This window comes from Acinetobacter sp. CIP 51.11, assembly GCF_000369665.1.
Lineage (GTDB): Bacteria > Pseudomonadota > Gammaproteobacteria > Pseudomonadales > Moraxellaceae > Acinetobacter > Acinetobacter lwoffii_S.
This window is the reverse complement of record NZ_KB850129.1, coordinates 1,616,671-1,636,588: the sequence shown is the minus strand read 5'-3', so window position 1 is coordinate 1,636,588 and position 19,918 is coordinate 1,616,671. Positions and strand designations below refer to the sequence as shown.

Sequence of the window (19,918 nt, the reverse complement as noted above, 5' to 3'; positions counted from 1 at the left end):
TCTCATGCCTTAGCTCAGATTTTTTCTGCCTCTTGGCGGAAATAGCCCATATAATTTATCTCCTTTAAGCCATAATCTTGCGCTAGAAAAACCTCAAGACTCGCGAGTCCTATTCTTGAAATAGTCGTTTAGAATGTACGGAGTCTGGCGAGCAATGATCCGGACTAAAAAGGCAGGAGCGCTATGATCATTGATTTTCATCAAGCAAAATTACAGAAGTTTATTGCACTGGCGATGAAGATCGAAGCTGAGCCTGAACTGTATTTGCAGTTTGATTCTGTGTCTGATTTTTATAAGGCTGACTGGCTGCAGGCTTTCCCAGCTGGAACTGAATACTATGTTTCCGGTCTAGATGATGGTGCCGATGAGTTTCATGCCGTGATTTATTATGGCGAAGCGCAGCTACAGATCAGCTGTGGACAGGCACAGCTTTCAGTAAAACTATGTTGCAAACATTGACCGGGCTGCCGGAATTTCCCGATAAAAGAATAATGACATCCGCTATAAAGTTGATATAAATTGCAGAGTCATCTCTGTATCTGATTTTTATTCGCATCAGCCGAGAGTGGCATAGGCGAATATCGTAATAAAAATAAGGAAAAAATAGCATGGCACATCAGTTCACCGTGAAAGCAATTATCAATGGCGTGTCTATTGATGAATTTAAGCGTTTGGCCAATGATATTCGTTTGCATGAGGCAGTTTGCCATCGAATTCCTGCGCAAAACTTGGAAATCCTGGTTTCGGAAAAGCAGGGGCATATGTATACCCTGAAACGCGCTTATAATCTGGATGTTAATATTCCTGATATCGCAAAAAAATTACTCAAAGATGCATTCCGTTTGCAGCGTACCGATGTCAGCGATCTGAATGAAATGACTTCGACGGTACAACTCGGTGCGAACTTGCCGATCGAGGCCATCTGTCAGCGTGCAGTTACCGGAGATGAAGACCAGATCCAGTTCCAGCTAAACTGGACAGTCAAAGTCAAAGTGCCTTTGCTGGGTGGCATGCTAGAAAAGCATGCTGAAGGTGAGATTCGTAAATTTAGTGAAATTGAACTCAGCATTGTCGAAGATGAATTGCGTAAAGGTCTCACCGCTTGAAGCAATCAAATAGTGTGATTGACCTAATTTAAAAACTGGTCAGGTTAGACGCAGGATAGTGGTAGTTGATTGGGCGGTAGATCGCCATTTTCAGGGTGACTGCCACTATCCAAAAAACTTTTTTAAGTGCTGATAAAGTTTGCCGTCACATTAATACTGATGGCCAGAATGGTGGTATTGAATCCGTAAGCCAAAAGCAAATGTAAGGTATTTAGAACCCGCATAGATTGGCAAGTAATGGATACATCTGCAGTTTGCGCAGAAGTCCCGATGATATAACTAAAATATAGAAAGTCCGGATAAGTCGGTCTTGCGGTATTGGGGAAATCCAGTCCACCGTGTTGCTGTTTGTCGAGTGCCAGATAAAAGTCATGTGTATAATGAATTGCAAAAATCGTATGCATCAAGAACCAGGCTGAAATAATGGTCAGAACTGATAAGATTAAATGGCCGGTTCGAATAGTGGTGTCTTGGGGTAAATGATTAATTTCAATAATAATCGCAATAAAACACATGATCAGGGTGATGATCACTAGAAACAGAATGATCCATTTGCTGGCATCTTGTTGCATGGCGCGTTGCAGAATATGAGCATGATCAATACGCCAGAGTTTTTTTATGGTCAATAATAAATAAGCGTAAATCGCGATATTCCAGCTGATCAACAGGCAGCTTGACCAGCTCAAAGGGGTGACTGTCTGTAAAACCAGATAAAATCCAATGATGGCTGGGAAAATAATAAAGAAATACAGACGGGATTGTAGTGCCGTTTTTATAGATTGAAGAAGCTGCATCATGCCATTTATATTTGTTTTGCTGACTTCTCAAGATCCTAACACAGAACCGTTTGCAATAAAGAAGATTGCAACGGCCTGAGTAGCAGCCTTAGTTATTTCCTCTACGACATTTCATCCTAAAGGTGTCGAACTGATTCGAGTTGAGCAATTTGACTGCGCGGATCGCGCAGCAGGCGTGATCATCTCAATAAATTTTTTTCTGAACCGAGGTTTAGATCGATTGAGCAGGTTGTTAGATTGCAGTGCCATAAGCAAAGACTTCTACCATGCCACCTTGCATACCGAGTTCTGTGGTGCTGAGCCGAATGCCCATAATCTGAGTCGCACCGATTTTTTCGGCCTCGAGTTTTAATCGCACAATTGCTTCACGTCGTGCTCGTTCTACTACACTTTCATAGCTGGTCAGACGGCCACCGAGCATATTCTGCACATTGGCAATCGCATATTTAAAATAATCATGAGAAATGACCACATTGCTGCTGATCATCTGTCCGGAATATTCAGACACAGCGAAGCGGCTATTGTTCACCCGGATATATGCCAGACGTTGTTCCTGTTCATCCAGATAACGAAAATGTTTACGTTCGTTATAACGACCAAAGCCGAAACCGACACTAAACAGAATGGCAAAAATGACGATCTGGAGAATTAAACCATCCATGCTTTAATCTGCCTGTGGAAAAGGGTCGGGTAATTTTGGCATGACCGGATCAACTACTACAGCTGTACCATAGACAAAGAGTTCAGAAGCACCTTGGGCAATATTAGAGGTCGAGAATCGAATGCCGACAATCGCATTGGCCCCCATACTTCGGGCTTTTTCAATCATGCGGTTCATGGCTTCCTGACGGGATTCTTCCAGCAGTTCGGTATAGGCGGTAAGCTCACCACCAACAATATTTTTCAGGCCGGCCAGTAAGTCACGTCCGACATGTTTGCTGCGTACGGTACTGCCATACACCACATCAATTTGCTGGCGAATGGTATGTCCCGGTACAGATTCCAGATTGCTAAGTAACATGCGCATGTTTTCTAAATAAATTACTGGTCTATGACAATAGGAAAACTGCCTTGAAAATGCAATAAAAAAAGCCCACCGAAGTGAGCTTTTCCTGATCTGTCTGGAATTTACTGGGCGGGTTGTTCTGCCGCACGGCGCTGTTCAGACACAGACGGTGTATTCGGCAGGGTGTCCGTGGTGTTGACTTTCAAGCCGCCACCCAGGGTTTTGTAGACTTCAACCTGATTGTTCAGATTGGCCTGTTCAAGCAATAACAAACCTTGTTCTGCTGCATAAGACGCACGCTGTGCATCCAGTACAGTCAGATAGCTATCAATCCCGGCACGGAAACGTGCTTGCGACAAGCGATAGGTGGTATTGGTTGCTTCGACCAGGCGGCGCTGAGCTGCAAGACGATCACCAATATTCTGACGTACCGCCAAAGCATCATTCACTTCACGGAAAGCAGTCTGAATCGACTTTTCGTAATCTGACAAGGCAATTTGCTGATCGGTTTCAGAAATACGGATATTGGCCTGACGGGTACCCCAATCAAAAATTGGAATATCCAGACTCGGACCAAATGACCAGGCAAAACTACCTGATTTAAACAGGTCGCCTAAATCAGTAGAGGCATAACCTGCTGAACCGGTCAAACTAATTGTCGGGAACAGACGTGCACGTGCTGCCGCAATATTGGCACCTGCCGCAGACAGGCGGTATTCTGCTGCACGAACATCTGGACGGTTGATCAATAGATCACTTGGCAAGCCTGAACCCAATGCAGTATTTGAAGTGATGCGGGTCACGCGTTGTGCTGGTAATAAATTCGCAGGCACTTGCTGACCGACCAGCAGGTTTAACAGGTTTTGTGCCTGTGCCACCTGGGTGCGGTAATTCGCAACATCATTACGTGCTGTTTCAACCGAAATTTGCGCCTGACGCACTGGAAGCTCACTATCAATCCCGACATCAAAACGTTTCTTGTTCAGATTGAAAGATTCAAGCTGGGCTTTCAGCGTTTGTTCAGCCAAAGCCAGATTGGCATTGGCAAACGAGTAGCTGAGCCAAGCCTGAGATACCTGACCAATCAAGGCAATTTGCGTCGCATCTCGAGCACTTTGGGTCGCCAGGAAACTATCTAGCGCATTGTCACGCAAGCTGCGGACACGTCCCCAAAAATCCAGTTCATACGCAGTTACACCCAGTCCAACATTATAAGTCGTCACTGCACCGCGATTCTGCGAATTCATGGTGTCCTGGCGCAATACGCTACCACTGGCACCAATCGTCGGTAATTGGTTGTTTTCAGTAATCTGATACTGTTGCTGAGCTCGTTGAATATTGAGGGCAGCAATACGCAAATCACGGTTATTGTTTAATGCCAGATCCAGCACCTGTAACAGGCGCTGATCGGCAAAAAAGTTTTTATAACCTTGTTCTGCTACAGAAGTACCAGACGCATTGGTATAGCTGCTCGGGATATCTGCCTGCGCAACCGGCTCTGGACTGCGCATACTTTGACAGGCTGTCAAAGCAAGCGCAAGGGCAGATACCGCAATGCTACGACCTGTAATAGACCATACATTTTGCATTACGACTTATACTCCTGATTTTGTTGTTTTGGTTTGTATTTAAAGACACTTCGAATCCACACGTAGAATACCGGGATAAAGAAGATACCTAACAGGGTCGAGCTGATCACGCCGCCGAGTACACCATAACCGACTGAGTGCTGGCTACCTGCACCCGCACCTGAAGCCAGAGCAAGAGGTAATACACCAAAACCAAAGGCCAATGTGGTCATGATAATTGGACGTAAACGCATTTTTGCCGCATGCAAGGTCGCTTCAAATAACTCTTCACCTTGTTCCTGCAATTCTTTCGCAAACTCGACAATCAAGATCGCGTTTTTCGCAGAAAGACCAATTACGGCAATAATCGCCACCTGGAAGTAAATGTTATTCGACAGGTTCGGGTTTTGCAGCAGCACCATTCCACCAAAGGTGAGTAATAATGCACCCACAATACCCAATGGCACCACCAGTAGAACCGAGAACGGAATCGACCAGCTTTCATACAGGGCTGCCAGACACAGGAACACGATCAACAGTGAAAGCGCGTACAAGAATGGTGCTTGTGCGCCAGACTCACGTTCTTCCAGAGACAGACCAGTCCATTCATAGTCGAAACCTTGCAAGCCCATTTCTGGTAATTTCGCCACGATTTCTTCCATGGCCACCATTGCATCGCCCGAGCTGATACCCGGAGCAGGTGTACCCTGAATGTTCATGGACGATACGCCGTTATAACGCTCAAGACGTGGTGAACCGTAGGTCCATTCGCCTGTGGCAAACGCCGAGAATGGCACCATTTCACCGCGGTTATTACGCACATACCATTGGTCCAGATCTTCCGGCATCATCCGCGAGCCAGCTTCACCCTGAACATAGACTTTCTTGACACGACCGCGATCAATGAAGTCATTGATATACGAACCGCCCCAAGCAATACCCATGGTGCTGTTAATTTCAGCAACACTCACGCCCAATGCACCGGCTTGTGCATGATCGACAATGACACGGTACTGTGGAGTATCTTCCTGACCATTCGGACGCACACCAGCCAGACGCGAGTCTTGTGCTGCTAGACCGAGGATCGTATTACGTGCTGCCAGGAGCTGATCATGACTTTGACCACTTGCAGCTTTGAGCTGTAAGTTAAAGCCAGCCGACACACCCAGTTCAGGCATTGCAGGTAATTGCAGTGGCATGATGTAAGACGCATCTTTGACAATCATGTTCAGCGCCATACCACGTTGAATAATGGCACCGATTTGAGATTCCGGACTGTGACGCTCTGACCAGTCTTTCAGTTTAATAAATGCCAGACCTGCGTTTTGTCCCACACCCGTGAAGGAGAAACCTGCCACACTAAAGACGGATTCGACATGCTCTTTCTCGTTTTCCAAGAAATAGTTGGTCATGGTGCTGACCACTTTGTCGGTACGTTCCAAGGTTGCATTTGGCGGTAACTGAACCAGCGTCATGACCACGCCCTGGTCTTCATCCGGTAGGAACGAAGAAGGCAGTTTCTGGAACAACAGCACAATAATACCCAGTACCACGGCATACACCACACCTGAGAAAATCTTGCTGTGGGTCATGCGGTTGACGCCGCCCTGATATTTCACAGAGACCTTGTCAAAACTGCTATTAAACCAGCGGAAGAAACGCGCAAAAATACCATTACTTTCCGGCTTGTTCGGATCATGCTGTTTCAGCAGGGTCGCACACAGGGCAGGAGTAAAGGTTAAGGCAACCACCAGTGACAAGACCATCGCTGTTACCAGCGTAATCGAGAACTGGCGATAAATGACCCCGGTGGTTCCACCGAAGAAAGCCATTGGAACGAATACTGCCGACAGCACCGAGGTAATACCAATCAATGCGCCAGAAATCTGTTTCATCGATTTTTCAGTTGCAGCAACCGGATCCAGATGTTCTTCCACCATGACCCGTTCGACGTTCTCGACCACAACAATCGCGTCATCGACCAGAAGACCAATCGCCAATACCATGGCAAACATGGTCAGGGTATTAATCGAGAAGCCAAAGATGTTAATGACGGCAAAAGTACCCAATACGACGACTGGAACCGCCATGGTTGGAATGATGGTGGCACGCCAGTTCTGCAGGAACAGGAACATCACCAGGAATACTAGAATAATCGCTTCGATCAGAGTTTTAACTACACTCTTAATCGACAGTTCAATAAATGGTGTGGTGTCAAACGCCAGTTGGTCGACCATGCCTTGTGGATAGTTCGGACGTAACTGTTTTAAACGCTCTTCAACTGCTTGTGCGGTATCCAGGGCATTGGCGCCAGTCGCGAGCTTAATAGCTACACCACCAGCCGGTTTGCCATTAAATTTAGAATCGAACTGATAGTTATCTGCACCAAGTTCAACTCGTGCAACATCACCTAAGCGAACCTGTGCACCAGAAGTGGCATTTTTCAGGAAGATATTGCTGAACTGTTCCGGCGTTTGTAACAGACTTTGAGCCGTTACCGTCGCATTTAACACTTGTCCTTGAACTGCAGGCGCACCACCCAACTGACCTACCGCAACCTGTGCATTCTGGGTACGGATTGCAGTAGCAATATCACTTGGCGTTACTTGCAGGCTGGCCATCTTGGCTGGATCCAGCCAGATACGCATCGCATAAGAACCACCAAAGACCTGAACTTCACCGACCCCGGCCACACGGCTTAAAGGCTCAGCAATATTCGAGTTAACATAGTCTTTGATGTCATCTGCGGTCAGGCTGCTATCAGGCGAATAGAATGCCAAAACTTGCAGGAAGCTGGCACCCGATTTGGTCACCCGCACACCCTGACGCTGTACATCTTCAGGCAGCAGGGCAGTCGCAGACTGTAATTTGTTTTGAACCTGAACCTGTGCGATATCAGGATCGACACCCTGGTCAAAATTCAAGGAAATAGAAGAAGAACCATTACCCGCACTGTTAGACGAGATATAGCGCAAGCCATCCATACCGTTCATCTGCTGCTCGATGATCTGGGTCACTGTATTTTCAACAGTTTCAGCAGATGCACCCGGATAAGTCGCAGAAATGGTTACGGTTGGTGGCGCGATGGTTGGATATTGTGCAATCGGCATTTTGCTGATGGTTAAAATACCCGCCAGCATAATCACCAATGCAATCACCCATGCGAAAATCGGGCGATGAATAAAGAATTGAGCCATGAACCATTACTCCTTATGCATTTGCAGCAGGTTTTTGTTCAGGTTTCTCTTTAGCATCATCTGCCTTTTTCTCGCTCGTTGCAGGCTGTTGCGGTGCAGCACCTTGTGGCGCAGCAGCTTGAGGTTGATAAGGTTTTGGTACAACTTGCTGTTCAGGTTTTACTTTCGCAATACCATCTACAATCACTTTATCGCCTGGATTCAGACCTTCAGTTACAATCCAGTTGCTGCCTTGGGAACCAACGGTAGTCACTGGACGTGGCGTCACTTTATTGTCAGCACCGACCAGCATCGCCATCGCCTGACCTGTTGGGGTACGGGTCAAAGCTGCTTGCGGAATCAGGAACGCATTCGGTACTTCACCCTGTACGATTTGTGCAGTGGCAAACATACCTGGCAGAAGCAGGTGATTTTTGTTCGGGAATACCGCACGTAAAGTCACGGTACCTGTTTCCGGGTTCACGCTGGCATCAGAGAATGCAAGACGGCCTTCAACCGGGTAGATACTGCCATCTTCAAGCTTCAACTTGACTTTGGTGTTGTTCGAGCTGTTCAAGCTGCCTTGGTTAAGCTGTTGACGTAAACGTAAAAGCTCGGCACTTGACTGGTTGATATCTACATAGATTGGATCTAGACGTTGAATCGTCACCAATGGCTCTGGCTGATTTGCTGTCACCAAAGCACCCGCCGTCACAGACGAACGGTTGGTCTGGCCCGAAATCGGAGCACGTACAGTCGAATAGCCCAAGTTGATTTCTGCATTACGCAAAGTTGCGCGATTGGCATTCAAATCAGCTTCAGCCAATTTGACCTGTGCCGCGATGTCATCATATTCCTGTTTGGAAATGGCATTGGTACCGACCAGTTGACGGTAACGGCCTTCCTTCACACGCAATACGCCCAGATTGGCTTCAGCACGGGCAATCGCTGCACGGGCATTGTCTACTGTAGTGCGGTTGGTGCTTGAATCGATTTCATATAAGGCCTGACCTTCACGCACATAGCTGCCTTCCGTGAACAAGCGTTTAAGCACCACGCCACTGGCTTGTGGACGTACGTCTGAAATTTCAAATGCTGTTGTACGACCTGAGAGCTCTACAGACTGCTCTACACTTTGCGGTTGTGCAACAAGAACACCGACTTCAGTCGGTGGCATTTGTTGTTGAGCACCAGCTTGCTGGCCCTCTTTAGGATCTTTGCTACAACCAACAAGTGCAAGACTTGTTGCCAATGCGCAAGCAGTCAGGGCAGGTGCCCAAAGCTTTGCAGACATCATTATTCCACCTCTAATTAGATTTATATCTAAATTTTCTTATTTGTGAGCCGCGCAATATCTGATCCAGACCATATACCACAACGAAATCCAAATAAAACTGATACTCCAGCCGGATATGACATCTGAAGGAAAATGTACGCCCAGATAAACTCTTGAGATCCCCATCATCAGCATCCATACCACTGCACCGATCACGATGAGGGTATAACGGGAATGTTGCCGATGGATGTAAATTGCCAAACAAGCCAGACAGGCCGCATATAGACTATGGGCACTTGGAAAGGAACTTCCAAAGCTTTCAACCAGATGCAAGGATTCTGGTGGTCGGGGTCGGGCAATTGCAAATTTCAACAGCCAAGCTAGGAGAATTCCTCCGATAATTCCGATACATATAAAAATTGCGTTTGTATACTTTTTATACCACAGCAATGCAATACACCATAGTGTGGATAAAAATAATACAAATGGCATGCCACCTATTAGGGATAAGGACTGAGTAATTTGATTCCAAAACTCGGTGCGATACAGCCTCATCCATTCCACAGCCTGCAAGTCGAGCTTGCTTAAAGCGGGAATATTCAGGATGAACACACTGAAAATTAAAAATAAAATACCGACAAAAAGTAACAAGTAATGCATGCCAAAAATCCTTGTTCTTTTAACCGTTCGCAGATCGGCCAATTGTCTGAAGCAAAGTGTACTTGTCAGTACACTTTTTTTCAAGTGTGCGTATTTTATGCGAATTCCATTTTTTTTGTAAGGAATTTGTTGCTAAATATACTGTAATTATCTCAGTTTTGAGTTTTTGTCGATGTATGATTTTCGTCAATTTCAATGCTTTGCTTGGGTGGCCAGAAGAAATCACTAGGTCGAGTCAGGAAGTGAGTCATGACCAGTTTTGCCAAAGGTTTCCATTGTTCAAAACGTACCCGGCGCGCGCGTAAGGCTACAATAATTGTCAGAGTGAAACTGACAAACAAGTTGGTCAGGCCAATGAGTAACACACCCAGAAAAGACACCACGATCAAGCCGATATCGGGACCATTGATCGTAATCAGGCCCTGAATAAAGTTGGCAGAGGCAAAAGCAATATGACGAATATCCAGCGGCAGACCGAGAATAAAACCAATGGTGCCCATACTGCCGAGCATGATCCCAAAAATAAAATTACCCGCCAGTGCACCCAGATTACGTTCAATATAGTCAGCAAAACGGTAAAGACGCTCTTGCCCCATCAGCTGCGATAAACGCACATGGGCTTTCAGTCGCGGGCCGACTTTGCGATAAACGGCCATATTGTCAAAATAACCGGCCAATAATCCGGACAGGAATAAACATACTCCGGCAATCGCTGCATGTGGAATCGCCAATGAAGTAAACGGATTCAGGTCATGCAGGGTTTTGGCAGCCTTGGCATGATTCATTAAAGGTTCATGCAGCGCAAAATCCCACAGCAGGGTAATCAATGCTGCTACGGGAATTGCAATCGAAATATTCCCCAGAATGGCGACAAACTGGGTGCGGATGATATTTACAATCAGCGCAGCCAGCTCGGCAATTTGAGCCATTTTCGAGCCTTTACGCTGCTGTACGGTAGCCGCCAGTGCAGCGGCAGTCATCGCCGGTTGTTTGGTTGCCACGGTAAAATGCAGCACATGAATCAGCATAAAACCTAGTGAATAGTTCATGCTATAGCTAAAGGCCTGCATCAAAGGGGCCATGGTGAGGCGTGTCATCAGAACTTTTAAGGTGGCCATCGTTGCGATGATGGCACCAGCCCCTGCAGCCGATTTATACATGGCCAGAAAGCCTTGCTTGTCGGTACTCACATAATGTTCACCAGTCTTGCTGGCATTTTCAGTTACCTGTAAAGCTAAAAGTTCACTATTGGTAGCCAGCAGGGCCCGCACACTGCGTTCACTATAAATTGCTTCAGTAATGTCCGCCATAAACAGGCCAATGGATTGATAACGCAGATCATCGTCATCCATAACCATATTCAGCAGAATCTCAACCCGTTCCAGACACTGTTCTAGCAGTGCCAGCATATAGGTCAGGCTGACACTGACGCCAGTCCGCTTGGTAGAACGGCGAATCTTGGCCACGACATCATGACATTGTTCCAGCATCACCAGCGCTTGTGAGGCATCCGGTGGGGTAATCGAATCGACCAGGGTGACTGTGTTATAACGTTTTTTATATTCCTGAATAAACTCGTTAATCTCACGATTCTGCACCAGAAAAGGAGATTCGTATTCCATCAGTTCAGGCTGGGCATTAATAAATTCAGGGTGCAGACCAATACCACTGATCCGGTACGACAAAATGGTCAGTGCCTTGATTAGCTGGTCTTTAATCCGGGTTTTTTCAGGTTGATTGGAATGTCCCTGATTCAGGACTGCAAATAAACGTTGCCAGTCATCTTCATCAAAATAATCCAGCCAGTATTTATCAGTACGTTGATAAAAAACCTTGCGAAATAATTCCTGAAGTTGTTGATGGTCAGGAATCAGCGGCAAGACATGTGCACCAAGGCGCTGGTTTAGCTGGTTCCAGAATCCATCTAGAGACAAAATGCCGGTATCGGAAAACAGACCGGTCTGTTTATAGCGGTTAATGATCCGCAGGGTAAAGGTTTGAAGCGTGGCAACCGCATTCGGGGTGAGTAATAAAGCCCGGATAAATGCATTGAATTTCGCTTCGATCTCTTCGGTATTTCTGCTGTCTTCAGGTCTGATTCTTTCAACCAGTTCAATCAGAAGATTTTCATCCAGCACCGCCCGAGGTTGTTCAAGCTGGTGTTGCATGTTTTGAAAAAGATCTAGAAAATTAATATGCATAGGCGAGTTTAAAAGTTACTGAATTCGGTGTAGGGCCAGTTTGGCCAGATTAATCAGGGCCTGACGATATTCGGAGTCAGGTAATGCCTGTAAGGCATCAATTGCAATTTCAGTTTCTTCTGTAGCACGTTGACGGCAATAATTCAGCGCACCAGATTCATTGACAATTTGAATGACCTGTTCCAGATGTTCCGTACCGCCAGTCGCAATACTGCGACGGATGATTTCATGTTGCTCACCGGTGGTGTTTTTCAGTGCCGCAATCAATGGCAGGGTCGGTTTACCTTCCATGAGATCATCACCAATATTTTTGCCGAGCGTGTCCGCATCGGAGGTGTAATCTAAAATGTCATCAATAATCTGGAAAGCATTGCCGAAATGTCCGGCAAAGGTTTTTAAAGGCTGACGGAATTCATCTTTATCCGACAAAATGGCAGCACCTTCGGTGGCCAGTTCAAACAGGCGCGAAGTTTTGCCATGAATAATATTCAAATAAGTCGCTTCAGTGGTTTCCGGCTGATGCTGGGATTGCAGTTGCAGCACTTCACCTTCAGCAATTTCACAGGTGCCGGTCGAAAAATCTTTGAGCAACACCATGTTATTCAGGTCGACCAGCAAATCAAAAGCACGTGAAATCAGAAAGTCACCGACCAAAACCGCAGTCTGGTTATTCCAGGTGGCATTGGCCGTCGGGCGGCCGCGACGCAGACCGGATTCATCTACCACATCATCATGCACCAGTGTTGCGGTATGCAGCATTTCAATGATTGCAGCCAGTTTACGGTGCGGCTCTAAATTTTCAGCACCACACGCCTTGGCGGCCAGAAGGCACATAATCGGGCGCATACGTTTGCCACCCGCTTCCACCACGTGTTTACTGACGGCCATCACTAATGCAACTTTTGAGGTAATTCCTTCATTAATGAATGTGTCCATCGCAGCAAAGTCGTTAGCAACAGGCGCGAGAATGTCTTGCTTAAAGTCGATGGTCATGTGAAAGAAAACCTCTAGTCTGGTAAATCGCTGGGCGTAGTTTAACAATTTATAACATGAGTGAAACCTAAGAAATGCATAAACTCCACTAAAAATCAGCTTTTTATAGATCTTATGTAGATTCGATCCATATTTCGAGCCATAAAAAATCAGGAAAGCTCAGGGGAGTCGCCCTATTCATCAGGCTGAGTATATTAATCAAAATGGCCGGATTTCTGCTGTATTATTTTGTTGCTGAATATATCTTGAGTATTTGATTTGATAGAAATTATTTAATAGTTAAATAATTAGCGCATCCTGCTCATTATTATTTCAGTAAAATGGCTTGTTGTTTTTTTGAATATCCCTTAAAATCCTCGCCCTTAGATATCCCCCCAGTGGCGTACGTCTTAAGTTCGATATATTCCTTTATCGGCACGACGACACGGGCTTGTTTGGAGTACATTATGTACGCAGTAATCCAAAGCGGTGGTAAACAGCACCGTGTAGTTGAGGGTGAAACCCTTAAAGTAGAATTATTGAAAGCTGAAACTGGCGCGACTATTACGTTTGATGACGTATTGATGCTTGTTAACGGTGAAAGCATTCAAATCGGTGCTCCAGTTGTTGCTGGTGCTACTGTAACTGCTGAAGTAGTTAGCCATGGTCGTCACGACAAAATCCGCATCATCAAAATGCGTCGTCGTAAACACTACCGTAAACAACAAGGTCACCGTCAATGGTTCACTGAGTTGAAAATTACAGCTATTTCAGGCTAATTACGAGGAGTAAATAGACATGGCAACTAAAAAAGCCGGTGGTTCGACTAAGAACGGTCGTGATTCGAATCCTAAGATGTTAGGTGTTAAAGTTTACGGTGGTCAAACTGTAACTGCAGGTAACATCATCGTTCGTCAACGTGGTACTGAATTCCACGCTGGTCAAAACGTTGGTATGGGTCGTGACCATACATTATTTGCTACTGCTGATGGCGTAGTAAAATTCGAAGTGAAAGGTCAATTTGGCCGTCGCTACGTATCTGTTGACGCGTAATCCGCTGAGATAGAAAAAAGCCCACAATTTTTGTGGGTTTTTTTATGCCTGAAAATTAATGTTCAGATTAAGCGACATTCCATAATGTAAAAATTGTCCTGAAATCTTCATGATGATGAATAAAAAAACCAGTTTCGAATTAATAACAATACAAAAATTCTTATTTTCTATCATTTTAGCTTTTAATTTTCGTTTAAGATGAGCTATCAAATAAATTGCGATCAAGCAAAATATAAGGGTGAAATTATGAATATGCTTCGTAAAACCGTCTGTGCTATGGCTCTGGGTGCAGTGACTTTAGCACCGGTGATGAGTACGACCGTGTTTGCTGCACCTGTGGCAGCTTCGGAGCAACAGGCAACAGCCAGTCTGGTCAAACAGCTCAATCATGTGCGTAGCATGACTGCAAATTTCGAACAAAGCACCAAGGTGACCAATCCGAGAGCGACCCAGAAAAAAGGTCTGACTGCACAACATATGAATCAAACCTTTAAAGGGGTGATGAAAGTCGCGCGTCCGGGTAAATTCTATTGGGAAACAACCGCACCGTCGAAGCAAGTCATTGCAACCACGGGTAAAACCGTATGGATTTATGATCCGGACTTGCAGCAAGCCGTTCGTCAAAGCTTAGATGAGCAGGTTGCCAATACACCGGCCTTATTGCTGTCAGGAAACACCAGTCAGATTATGCAGTCTTACCGGGTGACTCAGCCAAATAAAGGCAAAACCTATTACACGCTGTATCCTAAAAATACCGATGGTGTGTTTGAAAGCCTGACCATTAGCTTTGGCGCGAACAAAGCACCAAGCTTGATGATCTTGCAGGATTCATTGGGACAAACCACCAATATCAAATTTAGCAATGTAAAAGTAAATAGCAGTATTCCAGCCTCTACCTTTAACTTTACCCCACCAAAAGGTACGGACATCATTGATCAATAAGCATCAATATGAACCAGATAAAAAAAGCAACCTTTCGAGGTTGCTTTTTTATTGCCGATCATCAGGATTGTTTTGGACAGACTACAAGGTTCAGCTATATCTAAACACGAGAGCATCTTAGAATAAATAAAAGTCGAGTCAATGAAATTGCAAAATTTTGGGAGCTCAGGATGAAGATTAATCTATTTAAAACTGCTGAAATTTACGCTGTTTTATTACTCACTGTAGGTATGTTGGGTTGTCAGCCTCAATCTAGCTCAGTGGCAACGCTGGCGCAAACAGATCGGGTTGTGCAGATTGAAGGCAAGACCGTTCCTGTGAAAGGGGCAGCCAAAGTGGTATGTGAAATAGAAGGTTGTGTACGCTTTGATCTACAAACGGTGGACAGCAATATTGACTGGATTAATCAATATTTTATTGAGCGCATTCAGCATACCGAACCTGTTGCATTCACCAAAGTTACCCAGAAAAATCCTAAAAAAGCCGATGAACCGCATTATCTGGATCAGCGCTTTATCAAAGCGGAATTTGTCGGTCAGCGTGCCCATCTGGCGACTTTTGCTTTAAAAAGTTCCAATCTGGCAAGGAATAAAAATGCTTCTCTGAAACATGTGGAATATATCAATTTTGATCTAAAACAGAACAAACGTTTGGCTTTGTCTCAACTGTTATTAAATGGCGGTGAGCCGAAACTGCTGAATGCGATGTATCGAACCAATACTCAATGGCTGAATACGCAGGGTATTCAACAACAGCAGTTAAAATTGAGTGATAACTATTATTTTGATACAACAGGTCTGGTGATGGTGTATCCGGCAGGCGAACTAGCTCCGGCAGCAGCAGGAATGCCTGAATTAAAAGTGTCATATGCGGATTTAAATGAAGTGATTCGCCCTGAATATTTAGCCATTTTGCAGCAGACAGCTTCCTAAATATTGTGCTAATAGGACGCAGCCGTGGTCTTGGTCACTGTATTTTTTAATGCTAAGAGCTTACACTATAGCCAGTTTTTTTCTTCTGCAAAGATTGATTATGATCGACCCGAAATTACTCAGAAATAATATTGAGGCTGTAAATGTAGCCTTGGCAAAACGTGGTGTTCAACTCAATGTTGAAGAGTGGGCATCCCTAGAAGCACGCCGTAAAGAGATTCAGTCCAAGACAGAAACACTGCAAGCTGAACGTAATGCCGGTGCCAAACAAGTCGGTCAAATTAAAAAAGCAGGTGGCGACGCATCTGAAATCATGACTCGCATGTCTGCGATTGGTGATGAAATCAAAGCGGCTGAAGCAGCACTGGCTGAACTGCAAGCTGAGCTTGAAGAAAAATTATTATCTATTCCAAACTTGCCAGATGAAGCTGTGCCTGAAGGTAAAGACGAAAGCGATAACGTGGAAATCCTGAAATGGGGTACACCGCGTGAATTTGATTTCGAAATCAAAGACCATACGGATCTGGGCGAAATGATGGGCGGTCTTGAATTTGAAACCGCGACCAAATTAACTGGTTCACGCTTCAGTGTATTGAAAGGTCCATTGGCGCGTTTACAACGTGCCATTACCCAGTTCATGCTAAATACGCATACTGATCAAAATGGTTATACCGAAGCCTATGTGCCTTATCTGGTCAATGCAGATTCATTGCGTGGGACTGGTCAGCTGCCTAAATTTGAAGAAGATCTGTTTAAGCTGCAGGGCGAAAAAGAGTTTTATCTGATTCCAACTGCTGAAGTGCCAGTGACGAATTTCGTACGTGATGAAATTATTGATGCAGACCGTCTGCCACTGAAATATGCAGCGCACACGCCATGTTTCCGTAGCGAAGCAGGTTCTTATGGTCGTGATACCCGCGGTTTGATCCGTCAGCACCAATTCGACAAAGTCGAAATGGTTCAAATTGTGAAGCCTGAAACTTCGATGCAAGTGCTTGAAGAATTGACTGGCCATGCTGAAGGCATCTTGCAGGCACTTGGACTTCCATATCGTAAAATTTTACTTTGTGGTGGTGACATGGGCTTTGGTGCGACCAAGACTTATGACTTGGAAGTTTGGGTACCAAGCCAAAATACTTACCGTGAAATTTCATCTTGTTCAAACATGGGTGATTTCCAGGCGCGTCGTATGAAAGCGCGTTACCGTGCTGATCAGAAGAAAACTGAATTTGTACATACCTTGAATGGTTCAGGTCTGGCCGTGGGTCGTACTTTACTTGCAGTGATGGAAAACTATCAGCGCGCCGATGGCTCGATTGAGATTCCGGAAGTATTACGTCCATATATGGGTGGTGCGACTTATATCGACTAATTGTCGATCTCAGCATCCCTAAATGTGCATGAAAATTGCATAGACAGTCAGATTTAAAATTTTGAGGTAGTTCGTGGATATTTTTCCAATCTCGTTAAAGTTGCAACAGCAACCTTGTCTGATTGTCGGTGGTGGACATATTGCATACCGTAAAGCACTTCTCCTACAAAAAGCAGGTGCGATCATTCATGTGATTGCGCCTGAAATTGAAGAGAGTCTGCTGCGAATCGTGCAAAATAGCCAAGGACAATATGTGCAGGCGGCTTTTCATCCTGAAGTTGCGTTACGTTCATATCGACTGGTGATTGCGGCGACTGATGATGCAGAGACCAATCGTCAAGTCTTTGAATTGTGTGAAGCGGAAAATGTCCTGGTCAATAGCGTTGATGATCCACCGCATTGCCGGTTTATGGTGCCTGCGATTATTGACCGTTCGCCATTGGTGATTTCGGTCGCATCGAATGGCACGTCGCCGGTATTATCTCGGCAGATCCGTACCCAACTGGAAACGACTATTCCGCATGGAATGGGCAAGCTGGCTGAATTTTCAGGAAAATGGCGCAGTGCGGTTAAGGCTAAAATTGTCAATCCGGATGAACGCCGTATTTTCTGGGAAGATTTATATGCCAGTTCGCTAAAAGAACAGGTGTTCAACGACAATATCGCGGAAGCAGATCGCCTGATCGAGCAAGCATTACAAGAGTGGCAAAAGCCAAAAGGTGAAGTCTACTTGGTCGGTGCGGGTCCGGGTGATCCAGAATTGTTGACCTTAAAAGCCTTACGTTTGATGCAGCAAGCCGATGTGGTGATTTACGACCGACTGGTTTCAGCGCCAATTATGGAGCTGTGCCGCCGCGATGCGGAAAAGATCTATGTGGGTAAGGCGCGTTCCAATCATGCGGTTCCGCAAGATGGGATTAATGCTTTATTGGTCAAATATGCCAGTGAAGGAAAGCGGGTTTGCCGTCTGAAAGGTGGTGATCCATTTATATTCGGGCGTGGCGGTGAAGAGATTGAAGAGCTATTCGCTGCTGGGATTACTTTCCAGGTGGTTCCAGGGATTACCGCAGCTTCAGGATGTTCAGCCTATGCCGGTATTCCATTAACCCATCGTGATTATGCGCAAAGTGTGCGTTTCCTGACCGGTCACTTAAAAGAAGGTTCGCCAGAATTGCCTTGGAGTGAGTTGGTCTATGAAAACCAGACCTTAGTGCTTTATATGGGGTTGGTGGGACTGGAGAAAATCTGTGCAGAATTAATCGCTCATGGTCAGCGAGCCGACATGCCAGTGGCCTTGGTTTCTAAAGGTACGACGCCTGAACAGAAAGTTGTAGTAGGAACGCTTGCTGATATTGCATCCAAAGTGTCCGAACATCAGATTCAAGCCCCGACTTTGACCATTATTGGTGAAGTTGTACGCTTACGTGAACAATTGCAATGGCATGAGCGAGGATAAGCAAAGCACTGCTTTGTCCGAGCGCAATACGAAGGCTGTGCCTGAAGTAAGAGGATAAGCAAAGCACTGCTTTGTCCGAGCGCAAGACGAAGGCTGTGCCTGAAGTAAGAGGATAAGCAAAGCACTGCTTTGCCCCGAGCGCAAGACGAAGGCTAGGCCTGAAGTAAGAGGATAAGCAAAGCACTGCTTTGCCCGAGCGCAAGGCGAAGGCTAGGCCTGAAGTAAGAGGATAAGCAAAGCACTGCTTTGCCCGAGCGCAAGGCGAATGTTGTGTCTGAATTAAATATATTGAGTGAGTAAGCTGTGATCCACGTTGTTTTATATGAGCCTGAAATTCCTGCAAATACAGGCAATATTATTCGTCTGTGTGCCAATACAGGAGCACAGTTACATCTGGTCAAGCCGCTGGGTTTTGAGTTGGATGACAAAAAGCTGAAACGTGCCGGTCTGGATTATCACGAATATGCCAATATGCAGATTTGGGAAAACATCGAAGACTGTCTGGCCGATTTGGCAAGCAAAGGCATTGGGCTGGATGCAATCTATCCATTGACCACCAAAGGTTCTGAAACACCGCATACTTCGGATTTAAACCGTCCTGTGGCCTTGTTAATGGGTCCGGAAACTCGTGGTCTGCCTGAACATGTTCGTATGATGTTTCCGCAAAAGCACTGGATTCGTTTACCGATGGCAGAAAACTCCCGAAGTTTGAACTTGTCGAATGCCACTGCAGTAATTGTCTACGAAGCTTGGCGTCAGCAAGGTTTTAAAACGCTTTAAGCTGAAATTTGTGATGATTCTAAAAGCTGCCTTTGGGTGGCTTTTTTATTTTGTGTAACAAATAGATAAACTGCTTTTCACTTCGTTGTATGCTTGAATTTATAACTTTATCAAATATAACAAAAGGTGCAGCTTTGAAGCCTCTAGTAAAACTTGTCATCGCATGTTGTCTTGGAACTGTTGCGGCTTCCGTGAATGCGGAAGAGGGCAGTGCTGCCACATCGGCAACAAAGGAAGTTCAGCCTATTACTCAGGCAGAAATACAGCAGGGTTTGCTCAACATGCAGAAACGTTTAGATACGCGTATCGAAAAATGGGGGCAGAGCTTGGATTCGGATGATTTTCAATGGACCTGGCGAGGGCGTAAATTAAAGCTAGCCAAGCGTGAAGAAGTCTGTGACATTTTTCAGGATGTCGTGGATGAAATGTATCAACTGGCTATCAAGAATAGAGCCCGTTTAGGTCCGGAAGAGCAAAAGTTATTGTCTAATCGGAGTCTGTTTATTGAGAAACTGGGTTATGAAAATAATCGAGTTAATACCCAGATGGGTTTTGATTGCTATCTGCGTTAGTAAAATCAAAACATGACAGACATAAAAAAGGCGCATGAAGCGCCTTTTT

The 19,918-nt window shown here is 45.4% G+C and carries 19 protein-coding genes; 10 read left to right on the top strand and 9 right to left on the bottom strand.

What is annotated here, in order from left to right:
* The first annotated feature begins 183 nt into the window (after positions 1–183).
* A complete protein-coding gene (locus F894_RS11565; protein WP_005247793.1) occupies positions 184–459 on the top strand; it encodes a hypothetical protein in 276 nt (91 codons plus the stop codon).
* A 149-nt stretch (positions 460–608) separates the two neighbouring features.
* Positions 609–1,106, top strand: a complete 498-nt coding sequence (locus tag F894_RS11560; protein WP_004280652.1) for a DUF2505 family protein — start codon at positions 609–611, stop codon at positions 1,104–1,106.
* 122 nt (positions 1,107–1,228) lie between these two features.
* Here the strand turns inward: F894_RS11560 and F894_RS11555 are convergent, their stop codons facing one another.
* From F894_RS11555 to sdsA, 9 genes are all read right to left on the bottom strand, one after another.
* Positions 1,229–1,903, bottom strand: a complete 675-nt coding sequence (locus F894_RS11555; RefSeq protein WP_004280651.1) for a DUF1345 domain-containing protein — start codon at positions 1,901–1,903, stop codon at positions 1,229–1,231.
* Positions 1,904–2,135: 232 nt separating this feature from the next.
* Positions 2,136–2,564 (bottom strand): YbjQ family protein, encoded by a 429-nt coding sequence (locus tag F894_RS11550; protein WP_005247791.1) that lies wholly within the window; start codon positions 2,562–2,564, stop codon positions 2,136–2,138.
* A gap of 3 nt (positions 2,565–2,567) precedes the next feature.
* Positions 2,568–2,924 carry a YbjQ family protein gene (locus tag F894_RS11545; RefSeq protein ID WP_005247789.1) on the bottom strand — a complete coding sequence of 119 codons (357 nt, stop codon included), beginning with the start codon at positions 2,922–2,924 and terminating at the stop codon, positions 2,568–2,570.
* 107 nt (positions 2,925–3,031) lie between these two features.
* Positions 3,032–4,498, bottom strand: a complete 1,467-nt coding sequence (gene adeK / locus F894_RS11540) for a multidrug efflux RND transporter AdeIJK outer membrane channel subunit AdeK (RefSeq protein WP_004280647.1) — start codon at positions 4,496–4,498, stop codon at positions 3,032–3,034.
* Positions 4,498–7,674: an efflux RND transporter permease subunit gene (locus tag F894_RS11535; RefSeq protein ID WP_005247787.1), complete on the bottom strand. Its 3,177-nt coding sequence runs from the start codon at positions 7,672–7,674 to the stop codon at positions 4,498–4,500. Before F894_RS11535 ends, adeK begins: the two co-directional genes overlap by 1 nt.
* Before the next feature lie 13 nt (positions 7,675–7,687).
* The gene (locus F894_RS11530) at positions 7,688–8,950 is read right to left on the bottom strand and encodes an efflux RND transporter periplasmic adaptor subunit (protein ID WP_004280644.1); all 1,263 of its coding nucleotides are present in this window, start codon (positions 8,948–8,950) and stop codon (positions 7,688–7,690) included.
* A gap of 36 nt (positions 8,951–8,986) precedes the next feature.
* Entirely contained in the window at positions 8,987–9,589 is a 603-nt protein-coding gene (locus F894_RS11525) for a phosphatase PAP2 family protein (RefSeq protein WP_005247784.1), read from the bottom strand.
* Between the two features lie 152 nt (positions 9,590–9,741).
* Complete coding sequence (locus tag F894_RS11520) at positions 9,742–11,790, bottom strand: site-specific recombinase (RefSeq protein ID WP_005106296.1); 2,049 nt, start codon at positions 11,788–11,790, stop codon at positions 9,742–9,744.
* 15 nt (positions 11,791–11,805) lie between these two features.
* On the bottom strand, positions 11,806–12,783 hold the full coding sequence (sdsA, locus tag F894_RS11515) for an All-trans-nonaprenyl-diphosphate synthase (protein WP_005247782.1): 978 nt from the start codon (positions 12,781–12,783) through the stop codon (positions 11,806–11,808).
* A gap of 446 nt (positions 12,784–13,229) precedes the next feature.
* Here sdsA and rplU point away from each other — a divergent pair, with 446 nt between their 5' ends.
* From rplU to F894_RS11475, 8 genes are all read left to right on the top strand, one after another.
* The gene (rplU, locus tag F894_RS11510; protein ID WP_004280640.1) at positions 13,230–13,541 is read left to right on the top strand and encodes a 50S ribosomal protein L21; all 312 of its coding nucleotides are present in this window, start codon (positions 13,230–13,232) and stop codon (positions 13,539–13,541) included.
* Between the two features lie 19 nt (positions 13,542–13,560).
* Positions 13,561–13,815 (top strand): 50S ribosomal protein L27, encoded by a 255-nt coding sequence (rpmA, locus tag F894_RS11505; RefSeq protein WP_004280639.1) that lies wholly within the window; start codon positions 13,561–13,563, stop codon positions 13,813–13,815.
* A 246-nt stretch (positions 13,816–14,061) separates the two neighbouring features.
* Complete coding sequence (lolA, locus tag F894_RS11500) at positions 14,062–14,757, top strand: outer membrane lipoprotein periplasmic chaperone LolA (RefSeq protein ID WP_004280638.1); 696 nt, start codon at positions 14,062–14,064, stop codon at positions 14,755–14,757.
* A gap of 170 nt (positions 14,758–14,927) precedes the next feature.
* Positions 14,928–15,689, top strand: a complete 762-nt coding sequence (locus F894_RS11495) for an RsiV family protein (RefSeq protein ID WP_005247778.1) — start codon at positions 14,928–14,930, stop codon at positions 15,687–15,689.
* 100 nt (positions 15,690–15,789) lie between these two features.
* Positions 15,790–17,061 carry a serine--tRNA ligase gene (gene serS / locus F894_RS11490; RefSeq protein WP_004645799.1) on the top strand — a complete coding sequence of 424 codons (1,272 nt, stop codon included), beginning with the start codon at positions 15,790–15,792 and terminating at the stop codon, positions 17,059–17,061.
* Positions 17,062–17,134: 73 nt separating this feature from the next.
* The gene (gene cysG, locus F894_RS11485; protein WP_005247776.1) at positions 17,135–18,517 is read left to right on the top strand and encodes a siroheme synthase CysG; all 1,383 of its coding nucleotides are present in this window, start codon (positions 17,135–17,137) and stop codon (positions 18,515–18,517) included.
* A 303-nt stretch (positions 18,518–18,820) separates the two neighbouring features.
* Complete coding sequence (locus F894_RS11480) at positions 18,821–19,297, top strand: tRNA (cytidine(34)-2'-O)-methyltransferase (RefSeq protein WP_005106302.1); 477 nt, start codon at positions 18,821–18,823, stop codon at positions 19,295–19,297.
* Between the two features lie 89 nt (positions 19,298–19,386).
* Positions 19,387–19,869 (top strand): hypothetical protein, encoded by a 483-nt coding sequence (locus F894_RS11475; protein ID WP_005247774.1) that lies wholly within the window; start codon positions 19,387–19,389, stop codon positions 19,867–19,869.
* The last annotated feature ends 49 nt before the right edge of the window (positions 19,870–19,918 follow it).